The organism is Acinetobacter nosocomialis NIPH 2119 (assembly GCF_000368085.1).
GTDB classification, from domain to species: Bacteria; Pseudomonadota; Gammaproteobacteria; order Pseudomonadales; family Moraxellaceae; genus Acinetobacter; species Acinetobacter nosocomialis.
In genome coordinates, this window is record NZ_KB849239.1 from 2458124 (window position 1) to 2474911 (window position 16788).

A 16788-nucleotide genomic window follows, 5' to 3' on the forward strand; every position below is an offset into this window, starting at 1 on the left:
AGGCCGTCAATTGACGGCCTTTTTACTCAGTTTATTTAAACACCTTGAATCATGCGTCGTGCGCTAATAATCCCTGGTTGTTGCTCTAAACGAGCCAACAAACGTGAAAGCTGAGCCAAACCTTTGACCTCAATGAGCAACTTCATATTGGCAATACCATCTGCCTCAGAAATTGTATTCACCTGACGAATATTAATTTGGTCAGAGAAAATCACTTGAGTTAAGTCTTTGAGCAAACCACGACGATCATAAGCTTCAACCACAATTTGAACACTTTGACCACGAGTTGGCTGCATTTCCCAATCGGCTTCAACAGCACGTTCTGGTTCTTGCTTGATCATACGTTGATAATCAGAGCACAAGACTTTGTGAATACTTACACCACGATTCAATGTGATATAGCCAGCAATTGATTCACCGTGAACCGGTTGGCAACACTGTGCAATATGTAACTCAACATTGTCTAAACCATCAATTAAGATGCCATGCGCAGACAAAGTATGACTGGCGCGCGGATTTAATGTTGGTTTAAGTACCAGCTCAGGCTCATCCTGATCCAGATGCATTTGACGATTAATCTGATTAATCAAGGCATGCAAGCTGATATCACCGCTGACCAGACTAACTAAAATGTCATCCCCTGTTTTCACATTAAAATGTGATGAGTAGTCGTTCAGGTCGATACTCTTAGGGTGAATCGCCAATCGAGACAATTCTTTGTTTAATAACTCACGGCCAACTTCAAGGTTCTTGCTACGATCTTGCTGTCTGAACCAATGACGTAGTTTGTCACGTGCACGAGCTGTCTTGATATACCCTAAAGAGTTCACCAACCAGTCGCGGTTAGGCTCACGGTCTTTCTTGGTTAAAATCTCGACCTGTTCACCAGTTTTTAGCGTATAGGTTAATGGTACATAGCGTTGGTTAACACGTGCCGCATAACACTTGTTTCCTACTTCTGTATGCACATGGTAAGCAAAGTCTAAAACCGTTGAACCACGTGGTAATTCTTTAATATCACCATCACGGCTAAACACATAAATCTTTTCAAAACCTTCAAAGTCTTGAAGCTGATCAAAGCCTTCCGTCTCATCTTCGTTTTGGTGTACGGTGGTTTCATTACGTTCTTGGTAATGTTCCAAAACGGCACGAAGCGAATGTAAACGATGGTTAAAAGAATGGTCGGTATTCTTTGAGCCTTCTTTGTAGTTAAAGTGCGAACATACGCCTAATTCTGCTTCATCATGCATCTCATGAGTACGGATTTGTACCTCTAAAGATTTATTTTCAGCAATTACAGCAGTATGTAATGAGCGATAACCATTGGCTTTCGGGTTAGTAATATAGTCATCAAACTGGTGTGGAATATGGCGCCAGATTTGATGAACAATACCTAATGAGTGATAACACTCCGGCACGCTATTGACTAACACACGTAAGGCACGAATGTCATAAAGCTGATCGAAACTCAGGTTTTTACTTTTCATTTTTCGATAAATCGAATAAATGTGTTTTGCTCGACCTGTAATTTCCGCCTCAATACCGTAAGATGCCAATTCATTTTTTAAGCGGTCGATTACGAACTGAATATAGTGTTCGCGCTCAAGACGCTTTTCATTTAGTAATGAAGCAATCTCTTTATAACGGTCTGGTGCCAAATAACGAAAGGCTAAATCTTCTAGTTCCCACTTAAGCTGTGCAATACCCAAACGGTGCGCCAATGGCGAATAAATAGTTAGAATTTCACGCGCTACACGCTCTTGACGTTCACGTGACGAGTTGGCCAACTCACGTAAAGAATAAGTACGCTCAGCTAACTTAATTAAAACAACACGGACATCTTCAGTCACTGAAATCAGCATTTTATAAATGCCGCTTAAATGTTCCCTCTGGTTGTTATTAAAATGGTCTTCTAGTCGTTTATTTTTTTCAATGAGTTCTGAAAGCTTACCCATTGCCAAAGTACCTTTGACAAGGTTATAGACTTGCTCACCAAACTTACGCTTTACTTCTTCTATATCAGTAATGTCTTCACGAACACTACGATAAAGCATTGCAGCAGATAAAGTATCTTCATCTACATGTAAATGCGCCAGAATATCCGCCATTCCAACACCAGTAGCAAATGTATTGGAACGATGATTAACCGTTGAATCTAACTCTTTTTGCAGGGTTAAATGCGCAACCTCTTCGAGTTGTTTAAGCTCTGCCCCATCTAATATTTCACGAACCCGATCCAACCATGAGGCTAAACCGACTTGTGTTTCGGCGGCATGCTCTACAGTCGTTTCCTCTGACAACTCAGTTAGTTGTTCAGGTAACTGTTCACGTACTGTGACCATACCATTCTCCTGGATATGTAACTCATGTTTTTAATCGTTTATCTCTTGAATTTTTTCAAATAAAGCAATTGATTCAACATGTTCTGTGTGCGTAAACATGTCCATAACCGCTGCTTTTTTTAACTTGTATCCATGTTGAGCCAAAACACCCGCATCCCTTGCTAGTGTTGCTGGATTACATGATACATAAACGATTCTTTTTGCTCCAAAGTTTGGTACATACTGCATGATTTCATATGCACCAGCACGAGGAGGATCAATCAATAATGCATCAAATCCTTGATTTGCCCAAGAATGATGCGAAAAATCTTTTGTTAAATCTTGTGAAAAGAAGCTTGCTTGCACCAGATTGTTGCACTTGGCATTATCCGTTGCTCGCTGCACCATTTCTTCACTTGCTTCCACACCAACAACTTGTCCATTTGCACCAACACATCGTGCAAGTGGAAGCGAAAAATTACCTAATCCGCAAAACAGATCCAGTATTCTTTCACCCTGCTGCAATTGAAGCAATTCACATGCCAATTGCACCATTTGTTCATTTACTGTGCCATTGACCTGCGTAAAATCCAATGGCGAAAAAGCAAAATTTACTTCAAATGCATTTAAAGCATAATGTAATCGCATAGCACCTTGCTCTTCATCAATACGACGAAGACTTTCGGGACCTTTAGGTTGCAAATACAACTGCCAGCCTTTGTGTAACGCGAATTGTCTTAATTGGTTGACATCAGAATTGTTTAATTTTCCTACATGGCGAACCAATAAAGAAGTTTCCTCATCACCTTTTGCTAATTCTACATGACCAATATGCGCTTTGCCTTTTAGACTTTGGAGTAAAGTACGCAATTCTGGCAGGCTATCTGATAACTTTTTATCCAAAACACTACAGGTATGGATAGAAGTTAAACGATTACTATGATGCTCACGGAAACCTAAAATCAAACGGTCCTGTTTTGGCAAATAGCGCACACCAATACGCGCTCGACGGCGATAATCACTTTGTAAAGATCGAATTGGCTCTAACCACTGTTCAGGTTGAATACCCGCAAAGTGTTGTAAATGTGACTGGAGTACATTTTGCTTTAAGCGAATTTGCTCATCTGGATGAATGTGCTGCATGCCACAGCCGCCACAAATACCATAATGAGGACAAACAGCCTCTACGCGATTTGACGAAGGTTCTGCTAAAAGCTCAATCATTTCAGCTTCTTCAAGGCGCTTAGCCTCATGCGCAATTTGAGCCTTTACTGTTTCTCCAGGTAACGCATAACGGATAAATACCTTTTTACCATGCTTATCTGCCGGATGATCCGGATGAGAACCATAGTGCGCAATTCCTCGCCCCTCATGAGAAAGAGTTTCAACCTGAAAAATATATTCAGGTTGCTGAGCTTTGCGAGATTTGGCTTGCTGTTTCAAAGAATGAACCTAAAAATCTAAAGGATTAAAATAGTGGGATGTAAAGTCGGTATGTTTCGACGTACGTTGCCACACTTCAAGAAAATCGGCCTGCTGAGGCATAGTCTGTAAATATTCAATACTAGAACTAATCCAATGATTATGTTCATCTACATTGATTTGACCTTTAAGTAACAACCAACGCAAATAAATAAACCATGTATTGAGTACATCACCCTCACAATAACTGGTTAACTTTAACCATTGCTGAGCACGTACATATTCAGGAACATGATACCCCGATTCACCACGCTTACCTGGTAAACCTAAAATACAGGCAACCTCATCAAGTTTCTGGAAATTACGGCCATTAAACATTGCCATCACATCCATTAAATCAATATGACGGTGGTGATAACGGTTTTGGTAATTATTAAAACGCTTCTGGCTATCAAGCTCACCTTGATCGAACAAGCCCGGTGCAGAAAGGCCATGATACATGGCACGGAACAAGATAACCGGCAAATCAAATTGCGAGCCATTCCAACTCACCAAAGTGGGATGGCGCTTGTCAAAAATAGATAGAAATTTCTGTAAAATTTCAGCTTCTGAATAGTGCTCTCGGCTAAAAGAAAACAGTCTAAAGCCCGATTCATCAATCCATAAACCAGAGATACAAACGATTTCATGCAATGGCAAACGCTGAAAATCCATACCTGATTCTTGGCGGCGGATTTTTGTGAGTGCCTGTTCAACATCTGCCTCTGGCAAATCAAGATGATATAAATGCGCTCCCGCTTTTAAATCAGTTAAAGTTTCAATGTCAAAAACTAAAGTTGGGAAACGCATTCTTTCTCTCAATTATGAGTTATCGTCCTGTACTGAGAACAAACCTGTAGACAAGTAGCGGTCGCCACGGTCACAGATAATGCAAACAATAACAGCTTCTGGATTTTCTTCTGCAATCTTAATTGATGCCCAAACTGCACCACCTGAAGATGTACCGGCACTGATACCTTCCATACGAGCCAATTTACGCATGGTTTTTTCCGCCTCAATTTGAGGAATATCAATAATTCGGTCTACACGACTGCTATCAAAAATTGTTGGTAAATATTCTTTTGGCCAGCGGCGAATACCGGCAATACTTGAACCGTCTGCTGGTTGTAAGCCCACAATCTGAATGTCTGGATTTTGTTCTTTTAAATATTTAGAAACACCCATAATGGTACCAGTTGTACCCATTGAGCTTACAAAGTGAGTAATTTTACCACCCGTTTGCTTCCAGATTTCAGGACCTGTCGTCAGGTAATGAGCTTCAACATTATCAGGATTACCAAACTGGTTTAAAACATGACCTTTGCCGTCTTTTTCCATTTGCAAAGCTAAATCACGTGCGCCTTCCATACCTTGCTGTGGAGTCACTTCTATCAGCTCTGCGCCATAAGCTAACATCGCATCTTTGCGTTCTTGGCTCATGTTATTTGGCATGATAAGTTTCATTTTATAGCCGCGCATTGCCGCAACCATAGCCAAAGCAATACCTGTATTGCCACTAGTTGCTTCAATTAACGTATCACCCGGTTTAATTTGACCACGCTTTTCTGCCTGCATAATCATGTTATATGCAGGGCGATCTTTTACAGAACCTGCCGGATTATTACCTTCCAATTTTGCTAAAACCGTTGCCTGCGTGTGACAAGCCAAGCGCTGCAAACGGACTAGAGGTGTTTTACCTACATAGTGATCTAACAAAAATTCGTCGGCTAAAAAATCAGGTTGTGTATTACTCATGATCAACACCTAAATCGGGGTGGCACTATTGTATGAAAAAATGATCGGTACTGCACCCATTTCACTATGCTTTTTAATTAAAGTGATTAAAGCCCAGTCAGTTATAAAATGCCGTCTGTTTTAAAATAAAGCGTGATAATATGCCCTACAGAGAGATCAATCCGATGTAGCCATGTCTAATTTCAATAAAACCTTATCGAAACGCTTACGTCTGAATCATGCATATGGGCAATTGATTGCTCTTATTTTTGTGCCCATGATGATTTTAACTGGTGTTGGTGCTTTTCTGGTTTTAACTGAAACATCTTACTCTGCAAAACAACAGCAACTGCATCATGCCTCAGCTATTTTGGCGCGTTATAATCAAATCGCTAAAGATCTCTATACATTAGTAGAACTCAAACCCGATGAATATGACCATGCTCAACATATTATGCAAAGCATGTTCAGTGAAAAAAATCTCAAGCGTGCTGCTTTAATTGACAGTAATGGTCAGACTTACTTAAGTGTAGGCTATCGAGATAATCGTTATTGGCCTAACTTTACGCAAAACAATAGTTTTTTTGGCCCGATCTCTTATAACAATAACAATATTTATGGGGTTCGCATCAGCAATATCACAGGTAAAACCCCTGTCTGGCTAGTGATTGAAATGGATAATCAACCACTAGAATTAGCACGTTATCGTATTCTGATCGCTTTAGTTATTACGAGTTTAATGACGCTGCTCTTACTTTTGCTCTGTCTAAATTTCTTCTCTCGTCGCTGGGTTGCACCAATGTACGAAATTCGGATGCAACTACAGCGACTCAATGCAGACACATTAGATCAGCATATGGTCATTAACAGTACGGGTGAATTACGCTTACTCCAACGTGATATCGCAAGTGTGGTGAAAAGACTACATTTTAGTTTTTTAGAGCTTAAAGAACACACCGAACAAACCGAAGAAGATTTACGTAGAACATTAGATACCCTCGAAGTTCAAAACATTACTTACCGTCAAGCACGTGACCAAGCGATTTCATCAAATCAGGCAAAATCAGTTTTCCTTGCCAATATCAGTCATGAGCTTCGTACACCACTTAACAGTATTGATGGCTTTATTCATTTACTACTTCGCCAACAAAATCTAAGTAATGAGCAAAATCTCTATTTACAGACTATTCGAAAATCTTCTGCCCATCTATTAGCATTAATTAACGATGTATTAGATTTCTCAAAAATTGATGCAGGGAAATTAGAGCTTGAAACAGCGCCGTTTGATTTAGAAGAAGCTATTTTCGATGTGATGGATATGTTGTCACCTTTGGCTGCGCAAAAGCATATTGCCATGGCATTTTATTATGCAGACAACATTCCTCAAGAAGTCATTGGAGACGCCTTACGCTTTAAACAAATTTTGACCAACCTAATTTCCAATGCCATCAAGTTCACTCCAGATGGCGAAATTATTGTTCGTGTTCGTATGGAGCATGATGACATTGGTCAATGTTTACTGCACTTTAGCGTTCAAGATAGCGGTATTGGTTTAAGCGGTACTGACCGTAAAAAGTTATTTGAGTCGTTTTCACAAGGTGATGCATCTGTTACCCGTCAATTTGGTGGTACAGGCTTAGGTCTTGCAATTTCCAAACAACTGGTTCATCTCATGCATGGTCAAATTGGTTTTGAAGATAACCAAGAACGTGCACCAACAGAAAAAGGCTCAACATTCTGGTTTACGGCACAGTTTGCCGTAGATGAAGAACATGAGATAGAACACCCTCACTTCGAACACTTACAAGTGGTGTCTTATTTAGCACACCCTGCAACGGCAAGTGTATTACGATACTATCTTGAAAATTACCAAGTTCCACACATTGAAACTCAATCAATTTTAGACTTGTTCAGCCGCCTAAAACACCTCGACCAGAAAGACAATACATGGCTTATTGTTGATCATAGTGGCGATACAGAAGCTCTGCTTAAAGAAATTCGTAGCCGCTATCAGGGCAACTTAGCAGTTTACGGCTATCAAATGACCCTTGAGCCAAACATGCTCACCGAATATCGTGCTCGCCCACTTTATCAACCATTAAGCCGTAGCGGACTCATTCAATTATTAAGTGACCAACCTATTTTTGAAGAGGAACAACAAGACTTTAATGGTCAGGGTTTACATATTTTAGCGGTCGATGACCATTTACCGAACTTAATTGTTTTAGAAGCACTATTAGGTGAGTTAAATGTCAAAACTACTAAGGCTTTAAGTGGACAAGAAGCGCTTAATATTATTCAAGAAAGAATTGATCAGAAGCTCAAACCGTTTGATTTGGTGTTTATGGACATTCAAATGCCGGTTATGTCGGGCATTGATACTACTCGCGCGATCCGTTCACTAGAGTCAACGCTAGATGGAGAAATGCAGCTTCCAATTATTGCGTTAACAGCCCATGCCCTTGCTGATGAAAAACAAAAGCTTCTGAAAGTTGGTATGAATGACTATGTCACCAAACCAATTCAAATGGAGCAAATCATTCAGATTTTAACGCAATGGACTAAAAACAATTTCACTGCACAAGCTTTAGATAAAGATCACCATGTTGTTGCCGAGGCACTCGACCCAGAAATATTAAACTGGCAACAAAGCCTACAATTGGCTGCAAATAAAGAAGATCTTGCTCAAGACTTATTGAAAATGTTGGTAGACAGTTTCCCAACCGAGCTAGATGAAATGCAGCAACTCATTGAGCTTGAAGACTTTCCTCAACTCGAACATGTGTTGCACCGCCTCTATGGTGCAACTCGCTATGTAGGCACACCAAAGCTTCAACAAGTCACTGGTGACTTCGAGCAATTTGTTTCAACATTACGTAAAGAGCGCCGCAGAGCTGACGATGGCTTCATTGAAGAAGTCATGAGACGTTTCGATGAATTAGGTCTTGTTATTAAAGAAGTTGAGAGTGCAGCTCACCAAATTTTAGTTATACCCGACTAAACAAGAACCTATAAAAAAAGGCATGACTGACCTGTCATGTTTCCAATTTCAAGCCATGTTATGCTCCGTTTATCGATAAAAAATAAGCGGGAATTTCATGGCACTTTTACGTATAGAAAAGAATAATGGCATTGCGACAGTTTATCTAAACCGTCCTGATAAACGTAATGCCATGAGTTTTGCCCTCCTCAAAGAACTCGTTTCAACGGCTAAAGCTATACAAAAAGACCGAGATATCCGCTGTGTAATTTTGACTGGTGAAGCACAAGTATTTAGTGCTGGTATTGATTTATCTGACCTTAACAACCCTAAAAACTCCGCATTTGCGATTTGGGAACTTGTAAAGCCGGGACAAAGCCTTTTCCAAAAAGCATTTCTAATTTGGCAGAACTTACCTGTACCTGTGATTGCGGCACTTGAAGGTTATTGCTTTGGTGCGGGGATGCAACTTGCGCTGGCTGCCGATATTCGTATTGCCCACCCAGACACCAAAATGTCGATTATGGAAAGTCGCTGGGGATTAGTACCCGACATGGGACTTACCCGCTCACTCAAAGGTTTGATAGGTGTTGACCTTGCCAAAGAACTCACCTTAACTGCTCGTGTGTTTGACGGAAACTATGCAAAAGATATTGGCCTTGTAACTCATCTAAGCGAGAACCCTTTAGAAAAAGCGAATGCAATTGCCTCAGAAATGCTACAACGTTCACCTGATGCATTGACTGCTGCAAAACGTGTATTAGATGCAATGGAGCACCAACCAGAAAAATCATTGCGTCTAGAAAAAATCTGGCAACTTAAATTATTACTTGGTAAAAATAGCAAACTTGCTCGTAAAAAAGACAAACATCCGGAAGTTAAATTTTTACCACGCCAATATAGATAAGAGCTTTGAAGATGAATTTTGATCGTAATACACCTATTGCCTTTTTAGGTATAGGACTTATGGGAAGCCGTATGGCTAGCCGCCTTATTCAAGCTGGTTTTCAAGTTGCTGTCTGGAACAGAACAGCATCTGCTTGTGAAGAACTTATCGATATTGGCGCATATGCTCTCGATCTTTCAAACATCGGACAATACCCTATAGTTTTAACTTGCCTAGCTGACGATAAAGCTGTGCAAGCCGTATTTGAGCAAATTCAGCCTCATTTAAAAGCAAATCAAGTTATTGTCGATTTCTCAAGCCTGTCTGTTGCTGCAACAAAAGCACTTGCTCAGGGTGCTGCTTCACAAGATGTGATATGGATTGACTCCCCTGTTTCAGGCGGTACAGCCGGGGCAGAACAAGGCACGCTAGTCATTTTTGCAGGTGGAGATGCTCAAACTATTGAAGCTTTGAGTCCTGTTTACAATGTACTCTCTCAACGTGTAACACGTATGGGTGATACAGGTACGGGCCAAGCCACTAAAATTTGCAATCAGCTGATTGTGGCAGCAAATAGTGCTCTTATTGCCGAAGCTGTAGCACTAGCAGACCACGCAGGTGTAGACACGACATTACTCGCTCCCGCCCTAGCAGGTGGATTTGCTGACTCAAAGCCTTTTCAAATACTTGCACCACGCATGGCAACTCATACTTTCGAGCCTATTCAGTGGAAAGTTCAAACATTATCCAAAGATCTTAACAACGCGGTAACATTGGCTAACAATGTTAATTTAGACATACCTGTTGCACAAAAAGCTCTATTACAGCTACAAACTCACCAAAAAAATGGCTTTGCTGAGAAAGATTTAGCTACTATCATTCAACTAGTAGAGCAATAATAAACGGAGTTTGTGTATGGGTCGTCTTGCCGTTAACTTATCCATGATTTTTACCGAAGTTTCTTTAATTGAACGCTTTGCATTAGCCCATGCAGAGGGCTTTGAACATGTAGAAATCCAATTCCCATACGAACTTTCCATTTCCGATATTCAAGACCAACTTGAACGTTACAACCTAAGTTTATGTTTAATTAATGTTCCTGCTGGCGATCTTATGCAAGGTGGAAATGGTTTAGCAGGCATACCTGGCCAAGAAGCAGCATTCCGTGAAGCACTAGAGTTAGCTATTCGCTATGCCACTGCCTTAAAAGTGCCTCGTGTTAATATTTTGGCAGGTAAGCAACCTCAAGATTCTGACTTACTTCCTTGCCTTAAAACACTTGCAAGCAACTTAAAGCTAGCTTGTGATTTACTTACAGAACACGACATAGAACCTGTATTTGAAATGATTAATGGCACAGATATGCCACGCTTTTTAGTACAGAACATTGCCCAAGCCCAAGAGATGCTTGAAGCAGTCAACCACCCTGCTTTAAAAATGCAATATGACTGTTACCACATGGCGATGATGGGTGAAGATGTACTTGAAGGTTTACAAGAAAATATTCACCAGATTGGCCATATTCAGTTTGCAGACTGTCCTGGACGCCATGAACCCGATACGGCTCAAATCCCTTATGAGCAAATTTTTTCATGGATTAAACAAAGCACGTATGACGGTTACATTGCAGCAGAATATAAACCTAAAAACGGGTCAAATCAGTCATTTACATGGAAAAAGAAATATTTTTCGGATGATGTAAATATATAAACTGTTACTAGTTTTGTTTGAAATTCTGAGTGAAAACCACTATATTAGATAGTGAGTAATTGTCAGGAAAATATACCCTATATGAATTTAGAACCATCGCCCAGCGTGTCTAATTCTCACGATTTCGCAATGAACACCTCAAATAAAGACGTACAAGCTTGTCTCAAAGTCGTCCATGACGCTTTAGTTGATGTAAAAGCAAAAGATATTCTACAGTTAGATGTTAGTTCTATTAGCAACGTTGCGGATGCTATTGTCATTGCGAGTGGTACATCTACTCGTCACGTCAAAGCACTTGCTGACAATGTTGCAGAAGAAGCTCGAAAAGCTGGTTTCCGCCCGATTGGCGTTGAAGGCGAACGAGATGCCGAATGGATCTTAATTGATCTTGGTTTTGTTGTAGTACACGTGATGCTACCAACTGCCCGCAAATTCTATGATTTAGAAAGCTTATGGCGTACTGCCCCAGAGTCAGTCGCATAAAATTTTGCTTTTAAAAAAGCGGCTCTTTTGAGCCGCTTTTTGTTTATATAACTAATCAAAATTTTATTTAAAAAAACTATCTTTTATAGCCTCAGATATCCTCATCAAAGCTTCAACAGCACTTACGAGCTAGTCATCAATCTTACTTAAATTTGACATGACAAATTGTCAGAATTCCAGCACTATAACAATTCTTATAGTCTCATCAATAAATAGCATAACCGGAGCACTAAAAAGTGAAGATACTCATTACAGGCGCCAACACAGGTATTGGTTTTGCCACAGCAGAACAACTTGTACAACAAGGACAACATGTGATTTTGGCATGCCGAAATCCTCAAAAAGCACAAGAGGCACAAAACAAACTACGCTCACTCAACCAAGGACAAGTTGATATCGTTTCTCTTGATCTGAACAGTCTTGAGTTAACCAGAAAAGCTGCTGATGAAATTGCAGATAAATATGGCAGCCTTGATGTGCTTATTAATAATGCCGGGCTATTTGCAAAAACAAAACAGCTCACCGCAGATGGGTTTGAACAACAATTTGGCGTTAATTATTTAGGTCATTTCTTACTTACTCAAAAGTTACTTCCGGCTTTAAAACAGTCACCTAAAGCACGGATTATTCACCTTGCATCTATTGCCCACTGGGTTGGCTCAATTAAACCTAATAAATTTCGTGCAGAAGGTTTTTACAACCCCCTGTTCTATTATGGACAATCCAAGCTTGCAAACTTACTGTTCAGCAACGCATTAGCTAAACAACTTGCTGATAGTACAATTACAAATAATGCATTACATCCCGGCGGTGTTGCTTCTGATATTTATCGTGATTTACCAAAACCAGTTTATGCAGCCATGAAAGTAGGTTTAGTTCCAACGTCAGTTCCCGCAAAGCTCATTACAGAAATGGCGATTGGAGACTCATGGCAAAATCGCAATGGCGAATATGTCAGCGCGCATATGCCTGACTGGAAATCTTCTCATGCCAAAAACCAGCAACTGGCACGCGACCTCTACCAACAATCAATGGACTTAGTAGAAAAGTTTCTTTAAATCCCAAAAAGCAAAAAACCACCCGAAGGTGGTTTTTTGTATCAAAGCAACTTAGTGGCCTGTACCATTAATTGCTTTAGTCATGTCTTCAACAACTTTCTTAGCATCACCAAAGATCATCATTGTTTTTTCGTTATAGAACAAGTCATTATCAAGACCAGCATAACCCGTCGCCATAGAGCGCTTAATCACCATGATTGTACGTGCTTTATGTGCTTCAAGAATCGGCATACCATAAATTGGTGAACCTGGGTCATCTTTTGCAGCAGGGTTCACAACGTCGTTTGCACCAATAACAAGTACTACGTCAGTTGCCGGGAAGTCAGAGTTAATCTCATCCATTTCCAAGATATCTTCATATGCTACATCTGCTTCAGCAAGCAATACGTTCATGTGACCAGGCATACGACCAGCAACCGGGTGAATTGCGAAACGGACGCGAACACCTTGCTCTTTTAGAATTTCACACAGCTCTTTCACAGCATTTTGTGCACGACCTTGCGCCATACCATAACCCGGTACAATCACAACACTGTCTGCATTTGACATCAAGAAGCCAGCATCATCAGCAGAACCTGAACGGTAGTTACGTTGAACTTGTTCACCTTTAGCCGCTGTAGAAACTGCCGCACCACCCATTGCACCACCAAACAATACGTTGATGATTGAACGGTTCATTGCTTTACACATGATGTATGACAGAATCGCACCAGATGAACCTACAAGTGAACCCGCAACGATCAACATGTTGTTTTCAAGGGTAAAACCAATACCTGCCGCTGCCCAACCAGAGAATGAGTTAAGAAGCGATACCACCACAGGCATATCACCACCACCTACCGGTGCAATCCATACCCAGCCAAATGCAAGTGCAAGTGCGGTCATTGCCCAGAAAGCAGTCATATTACCAGTTGTGAAGAAGTAGAAACCACAAGCCAACATCGCAACAAAGATAAGCGCTTGAACAGGTTTAACCCATGCACCAGAAATTGTTTTAGCCCATTTTTTCGCAGCCAATTTACCGTAAGCAAATACAGATGCTGTGAAGGTAATCGCACCAACGAAACAGCCCACAAACAATTCAAATAAATGAACTTTGCTCATGTGCGCATGTTGTACGCCAGCAGCTGTTAATGCCGCCTCGTTTTGGGCAAACAATGCTGTAAGCTGGTTGTTATGCAAAATTGCAGCAACTGCAATTAAAACTGCAGCCAAACCTACTAATGAGTGCATAAGTGCAACAGTTTCAGGCATTTGAGTCATTGGTACAGTACGTGCACGTGCAATACCCACAATCGCGCCAAGCACCATTGCACCGCCAATCATCCAGATCACTGGATTGTTGGCAACAAAGAAGGTTGTTACAACTGCAATCGCCATTGCGATCATACCGTAACGGTTACCTTGAATTGCTGTTTTAGGACCAGATAGGCCACGAAGCGTCAAGATAAAGAGAATTGCGCCTACAAGGTACAACCAGTTTGCATTTGCTTGAATAAATTCCATGTCAAAGCCCTCTTATTTCTTTTGCTTAGGCTTGAACATTTCCAACATGCGTGCAGTTACTGCGAAGCCGCCGAAAATATTAATGCTTGCCAAAAATACCGCAATCGCACCAAGTACGCTTACAACATTCACACTTTGAAATGCAACATTTGCATCTACACCAAGTACAGGCAGCCCGACTGTTTGCAACATCGCACCAACGACAATAATTGATGACAATGCGTTAGTTACCGCCATAAGTGGCGTATGTAAAGCTGGTGTAACACCCCAAACTACGTAATAACCTACGAAGATGGCAAGGACGAAAATTGTAATAGTTTCAACCATGAGAAATCTCCTTAACCACGCTTAAGCAGCACTTGACCGCCATGAGTGACCAATAGGGCTTTTTGGATTTCGTCTTCTTGATTAATCGCAAAGTTTTTCTCTTTGTCGAATAAAGTCTCTACGAAATTGAAAACGTTACGTGCATATAATGCAGAAGCTTCTGTCGCAACGGTGGCTGGAATATTTGGAATACCCAAAATTTTCACGCCATTTTCAGTCACAACAGTTTCGCCAACTTTAGAACCTTCAACGTTACCACCCGTTTCAACTGCCATATCTAAAATGACAGAGCCCGGCTTCATTTTGGCAACAGTTTCAGCTTTAATCAGACGCGGCGCATCACGACCCGGCAACAATGCTGTTGTAATCACGATATCGGCATTCGACACAGCTTTATCCACAATTGCAGCTTGGTCTTTGATGTATTGCTCACCCGGCATCCAGCCATAACCATTTTTTGCTGCGTCTGCTGCACGTTGCTGTTCTTCTTCAGACATTGGTACGTCTAACCACTTACCACCTAAAGACTCAACTTGATCTTTAGCTGTTGGACGTAAATCTGTTGCTTCAACAATGGCACCCAAACGTTTTGCTGTAGCAATCGCTTGAAGGCCCGCAACCCCAACACCCATAATCACAACACGTGCTGGCTTTACAGTACCAGCAGCAGTCATCAGCATTGGGAACATGCGTTGATATTCGGCAGCTGCAAGCAAAACTGATTTATAACCAGCCAAGTTTGCCTGAGAAGACAACACATCCATGTTTTGTGCACGAGAAAGCGTACGAGGAAGCAATTCCAGAGCAAAAGCAGACACTTGCTGATTCGCAAACTGATCTAGCTCGGTATTACGATAAGGATCAAACATTGCTACAACAGCTGTATTTGCTGCAAGTTTTTGAATTTCCCCGCCTTGTGGCGCACGAACTTTCAAAATAATTTGACTACCCGTATAGGCATCATCCGTAATGGTTGCACCGACCTGTTCATAAGCACTGTCAATGTACGCAGCCTTTACACCAGCACCACGTTCAATCACAACGCTATGACCAGCGCTAATCAACTTCTTTACTGTCTCTGGCGTAGCAGCTACACGATTTTCACCGACGACAGTTTCGGTTGGGATTCCGATCTGCATGAGCGTTCCTCAAGCTAATTTCTCATTGTCAAAAACATTGCAACCCGCAATGTTTCCCCCATGTGTATTCTTTGTACAGAATTTGGATTCTAATTGAACTTTTTGAAAATACCACCCACTATTTATTTAATAAATACCCATATTTTGAACTGATGATTCACGATATTTGACTTGAGGTGTAATATAGGAAGATTTTTCTTTTTTTGCAGACAATAGTCTCTCTTATACAGTCCTGTATATGAAAATTTCTTTATCTTCGTTTCAAATTGGGTCTTTTTTCGCGCTTTGTTCTGCTTTTCTATTCAGCACAAAAGCAATCTTTATTAAACAAACTTATGCCCTTTCTCCATTAGTAGACGGTACAGTCCTGATGGCTTTACGTATGCTAAGCGCCCTACCGTTCTTTCTATTAATTTGCTGGTTCAATAGGCATCATAATCAGGGCATAAAAAAGAAGGATTGGCTAATTTTAATTTTTGCCGGTCTATTAGGCTACTACTTTGCCAGCTGGCTTGATTTCATGGGCCTTATGTTTATTAGTGCTTCTTTAGAGCGAATTATCTTATTTTTATATCCAACACTTACCGTGATTGCATCAAGCCTGCTCTACAAACAAAAATTAGATATAAAAAGTTTAATCGCCATTTTTCTTAGTTATGGTGGAACCGTGCTAGTGATGCTCCAAGAACACAACAACGCACCAATTCAGGGCAATTTCTGGCTAGGAACAAGTTTTGTATTTGCAAGTGCTGTAGCATTTGCCGGTTATTTACTGTTAACCCCACCATTAATTAAAAAATTTGGTTCTTGGAATTTCACAGGTTTAGCGTTAACTGTGGCCTGTATTGGGGCATTAACACATTACACACTAAGTACTCCTCACCCTATTCAACTAATATTACAGCTCCCCTCAAATGTAATTTGGTATGGAGTCGGCTTAGGCTTTTTAGTCACTGTCTTACCCACCGTTATGCTCATACAAAGTATTGAACGTCTTGGTGCATCACAATCTGCAATGATCGCTTCAATCGGACCAGTTTTAACGATTTTACTTGCCGTTGTTTTCTTAAATGAACATCTTAATATGTGGCAATGGGTCGGTTGCCTACTCAATATTGTAGGGGTAATGATGATTACGCTTAGAAAGAAAAGACTAAAACATTAAATTCTCTTGACCTCAACT

The 16788-nt window shown here is 40.7% G+C and carries 14 protein-coding genes; 7 read left to right on the plus strand and 7 right to left on the minus strand.

Annotated elements, in window-relative coordinates:
* Nucleotides 1-35 precede the first annotated feature (35 nt).
* Genes F984_RS15315 through cysM form a run of 4 tightly spaced genes read right to left on the minus strand, consistent with a single transcriptional unit; the run spans nt 36 to nt 5537 of the window.
* Entirely contained in the window at nt 36-2342 is a 2307-nt protein-coding gene (locus tag F984_RS15315) for a RelA/SpoT family protein (RefSeq protein WP_002054537.1), read from the minus strand.
* 30 nt (nt 2343-2372) lie between these two features.
* A complete protein-coding gene (gene rlmD / locus F984_RS15320; protein ID WP_004710573.1) occupies nt 2373-3764 on the minus strand; it encodes a 23S rRNA (uracil(1939)-C(5))-methyltransferase RlmD in 1392 nt (463 codons plus the stop codon).
* Between the two features lie 9 nt (nt 3765-3773).
* On the minus strand, nt 3774-4592 hold the full coding sequence (locus F984_RS15325) for a 3'-5' exonuclease (RefSeq protein ID WP_004710576.1): 819 nt from the start codon (nt 4590-4592) through the stop codon (nt 3774-3776).
* A gap of 12 nt (nt 4593-4604) precedes the next feature.
* A complete protein-coding gene (gene cysM / locus F984_RS15330) occupies nt 4605-5537 on the minus strand; it encodes a cysteine synthase CysM (protein WP_002054567.1) in 933 nt (310 codons plus the stop codon).
* Nucleotides 5538-5709: 172 nt separating this feature from the next.
* Between cysM and F984_RS15335 the strand changes: the two genes are divergently transcribed.
* The 6 genes from F984_RS15335 (at nt 5710) to F984_RS15360 (ending at nt 12633) form a co-directional block, all read left to right on the plus strand.
* Nucleotides 5710-8517 carry a GacS-like sensor histidine kinase gene (locus F984_RS15335; protein ID WP_004710578.1) on the plus strand — a complete coding sequence of 936 codons (2808 nt, stop codon included), beginning with the start codon at nt 5710-5712 and terminating at the stop codon, nt 8515-8517.
* A gap of 97 nt (nt 8518-8614) precedes the next feature.
* Nucleotides 8615-9403: a crotonase/enoyl-CoA hydratase family protein gene (locus tag F984_RS15340; protein WP_004710579.1), complete on the plus strand. Its 789-nt coding sequence runs from the start codon at nt 8615-8617 to the stop codon at nt 9401-9403.
* Between the two features lie 11 nt (nt 9404-9414).
* Nucleotides 9415-10281 carry an NAD(P)-dependent oxidoreductase gene (locus F984_RS15345; protein WP_004710582.1) on the plus strand — a complete coding sequence of 289 codons (867 nt, stop codon included), beginning with the start codon at nt 9415-9417 and terminating at the stop codon, nt 10279-10281.
* A 16-nt stretch (nt 10282-10297) separates the two neighbouring features.
* Nucleotides 10298-11092: a hydroxypyruvate isomerase family protein gene (locus F984_RS15350; RefSeq protein ID WP_004710585.1), complete on the plus strand. Its 795-nt coding sequence runs from the start codon at nt 10298-10300 to the stop codon at nt 11090-11092.
* A gap of 81 nt (nt 11093-11173) precedes the next feature.
* Entirely contained in the window at nt 11174-11575 is a 402-nt protein-coding gene (rsfS, locus tag F984_RS15355; protein ID WP_001047580.1) for a ribosome silencing factor, read from the plus strand.
* A gap of 236 nt (nt 11576-11811) precedes the next feature.
* On the plus strand, nt 11812-12633 hold the full coding sequence (locus F984_RS15360) for an SDR family NAD(P)-dependent oxidoreductase (RefSeq protein ID WP_002054525.1): 822 nt from the start codon (nt 11812-11814) through the stop codon (nt 12631-12633).
* A gap of 51 nt (nt 12634-12684) precedes the next feature.
* On the opposite strand, the gene F984_RS15365 is transcribed toward F984_RS15360, so the two are convergent.
* From F984_RS15365 to F984_RS15375, 3 genes are read right to left on the minus strand one after another with little or no spacing between them, the layout of a single operon-like run.
* A complete protein-coding gene (locus tag F984_RS15365; protein WP_000394402.1) occupies nt 12685-14139 on the minus strand; it encodes an NAD(P)(+) transhydrogenase (Re/Si-specific) subunit beta in 1455 nt (484 codons plus the stop codon).
* 12 nt (nt 14140-14151) lie between these two features.
* Nucleotides 14152-14466, minus strand: a complete 315-nt coding sequence (locus tag F984_RS15370; RefSeq protein ID WP_000230434.1) for a proton-translocating transhydrogenase family protein — start codon at nt 14464-14466, stop codon at nt 14152-14154.
* Nucleotides 14467-14477: 11 nt separating this feature from the next.
* Complete coding sequence (locus F984_RS15375) at nt 14478-15605, minus strand: Re/Si-specific NAD(P)(+) transhydrogenase subunit alpha (RefSeq protein WP_004710588.1); 1128 nt, start codon at nt 15603-15605, stop codon at nt 14478-14480.
* A gap of 238 nt (nt 15606-15843) precedes the next feature.
* Here F984_RS15375 and F984_RS15380 point away from each other — a divergent pair, with 238 nt between their 5' ends.
* Entirely contained in the window at nt 15844-16770 is a 927-nt protein-coding gene (locus F984_RS15380; protein WP_004710589.1) for a DMT family transporter, read from the plus strand.
* Nucleotides 16771-16788: the final 18 nt, after the last annotated feature.

Coding starts and splice junctions, on each gene's coding strand:
- F984_RS15345 (WP_004710582.1), top strand. CDS start 9,415: ATGAATTTTGATCGTAATACACCTATTGCCTTTTTAGGTATAGGACTT.
- F984_RS15340 (WP_004710579.1), top strand. CDS start 8,615: ATGGCACTTTTACGTATAGAAAAGAATAATGGCATTGCGACAGTTTAT.
- F984_RS15315 (WP_002054537.1), bottom strand. CDS start 2,342: ATGGTCACAGTACGTGAACAGTTACCTGAACAACTAACTGAGTTGTCA.
- F984_RS15365 (WP_000394402.1), bottom strand. CDS start 14,139: ATGGAATTTATTCAAGCAAATGCAAACTGGTTGTACCTTGTAGGCGCA.
- F984_RS15350 (WP_004710585.1), top strand. CDS start 10,298: ATGGGTCGTCTTGCCGTTAACTTATCCATGATTTTTACCGAAGTTTCT.
- F984_RS15380 (WP_004710589.1), top strand. CDS start 15,844: ATGAAAATTTCTTTATCTTCGTTTCAAATTGGGTCTTTTTTCGCGCTT.
- F984_RS15370 (WP_000230434.1), bottom strand. CDS start 14,466: ATGGTTGAAACTATTACAATTTTCGTCCTTGCCATCTTCGTAGGTTAT.
- F984_RS15335 (WP_004710578.1), top strand. CDS start 5,710: ATGTCTAATTTCAATAAAACCTTATCGAAACGCTTACGTCTGAATCAT.
- F984_RS15375 (WP_004710588.1), bottom strand. CDS start 15,605: ATGCAGATCGGAATCCCAACCGAAACTGTCGTCGGTGAAAATCGTGTA.
- rsfS (WP_001047580.1), top strand. CDS start 11,174: ATGAATTTAGAACCATCGCCCAGCGTGTCTAATTCTCACGATTTCGCA.
- cysM (WP_002054567.1), bottom strand. CDS start 5,537: ATGAGTAATACACAACCTGATTTTTTAGCCGACGAATTTTTGTTAGAT.
- F984_RS15325 (WP_004710576.1), bottom strand. CDS start 4,592: ATGCGTTTCCCAACTTTAGTTTTTGACATTGAAACTTTAACTGATTTA.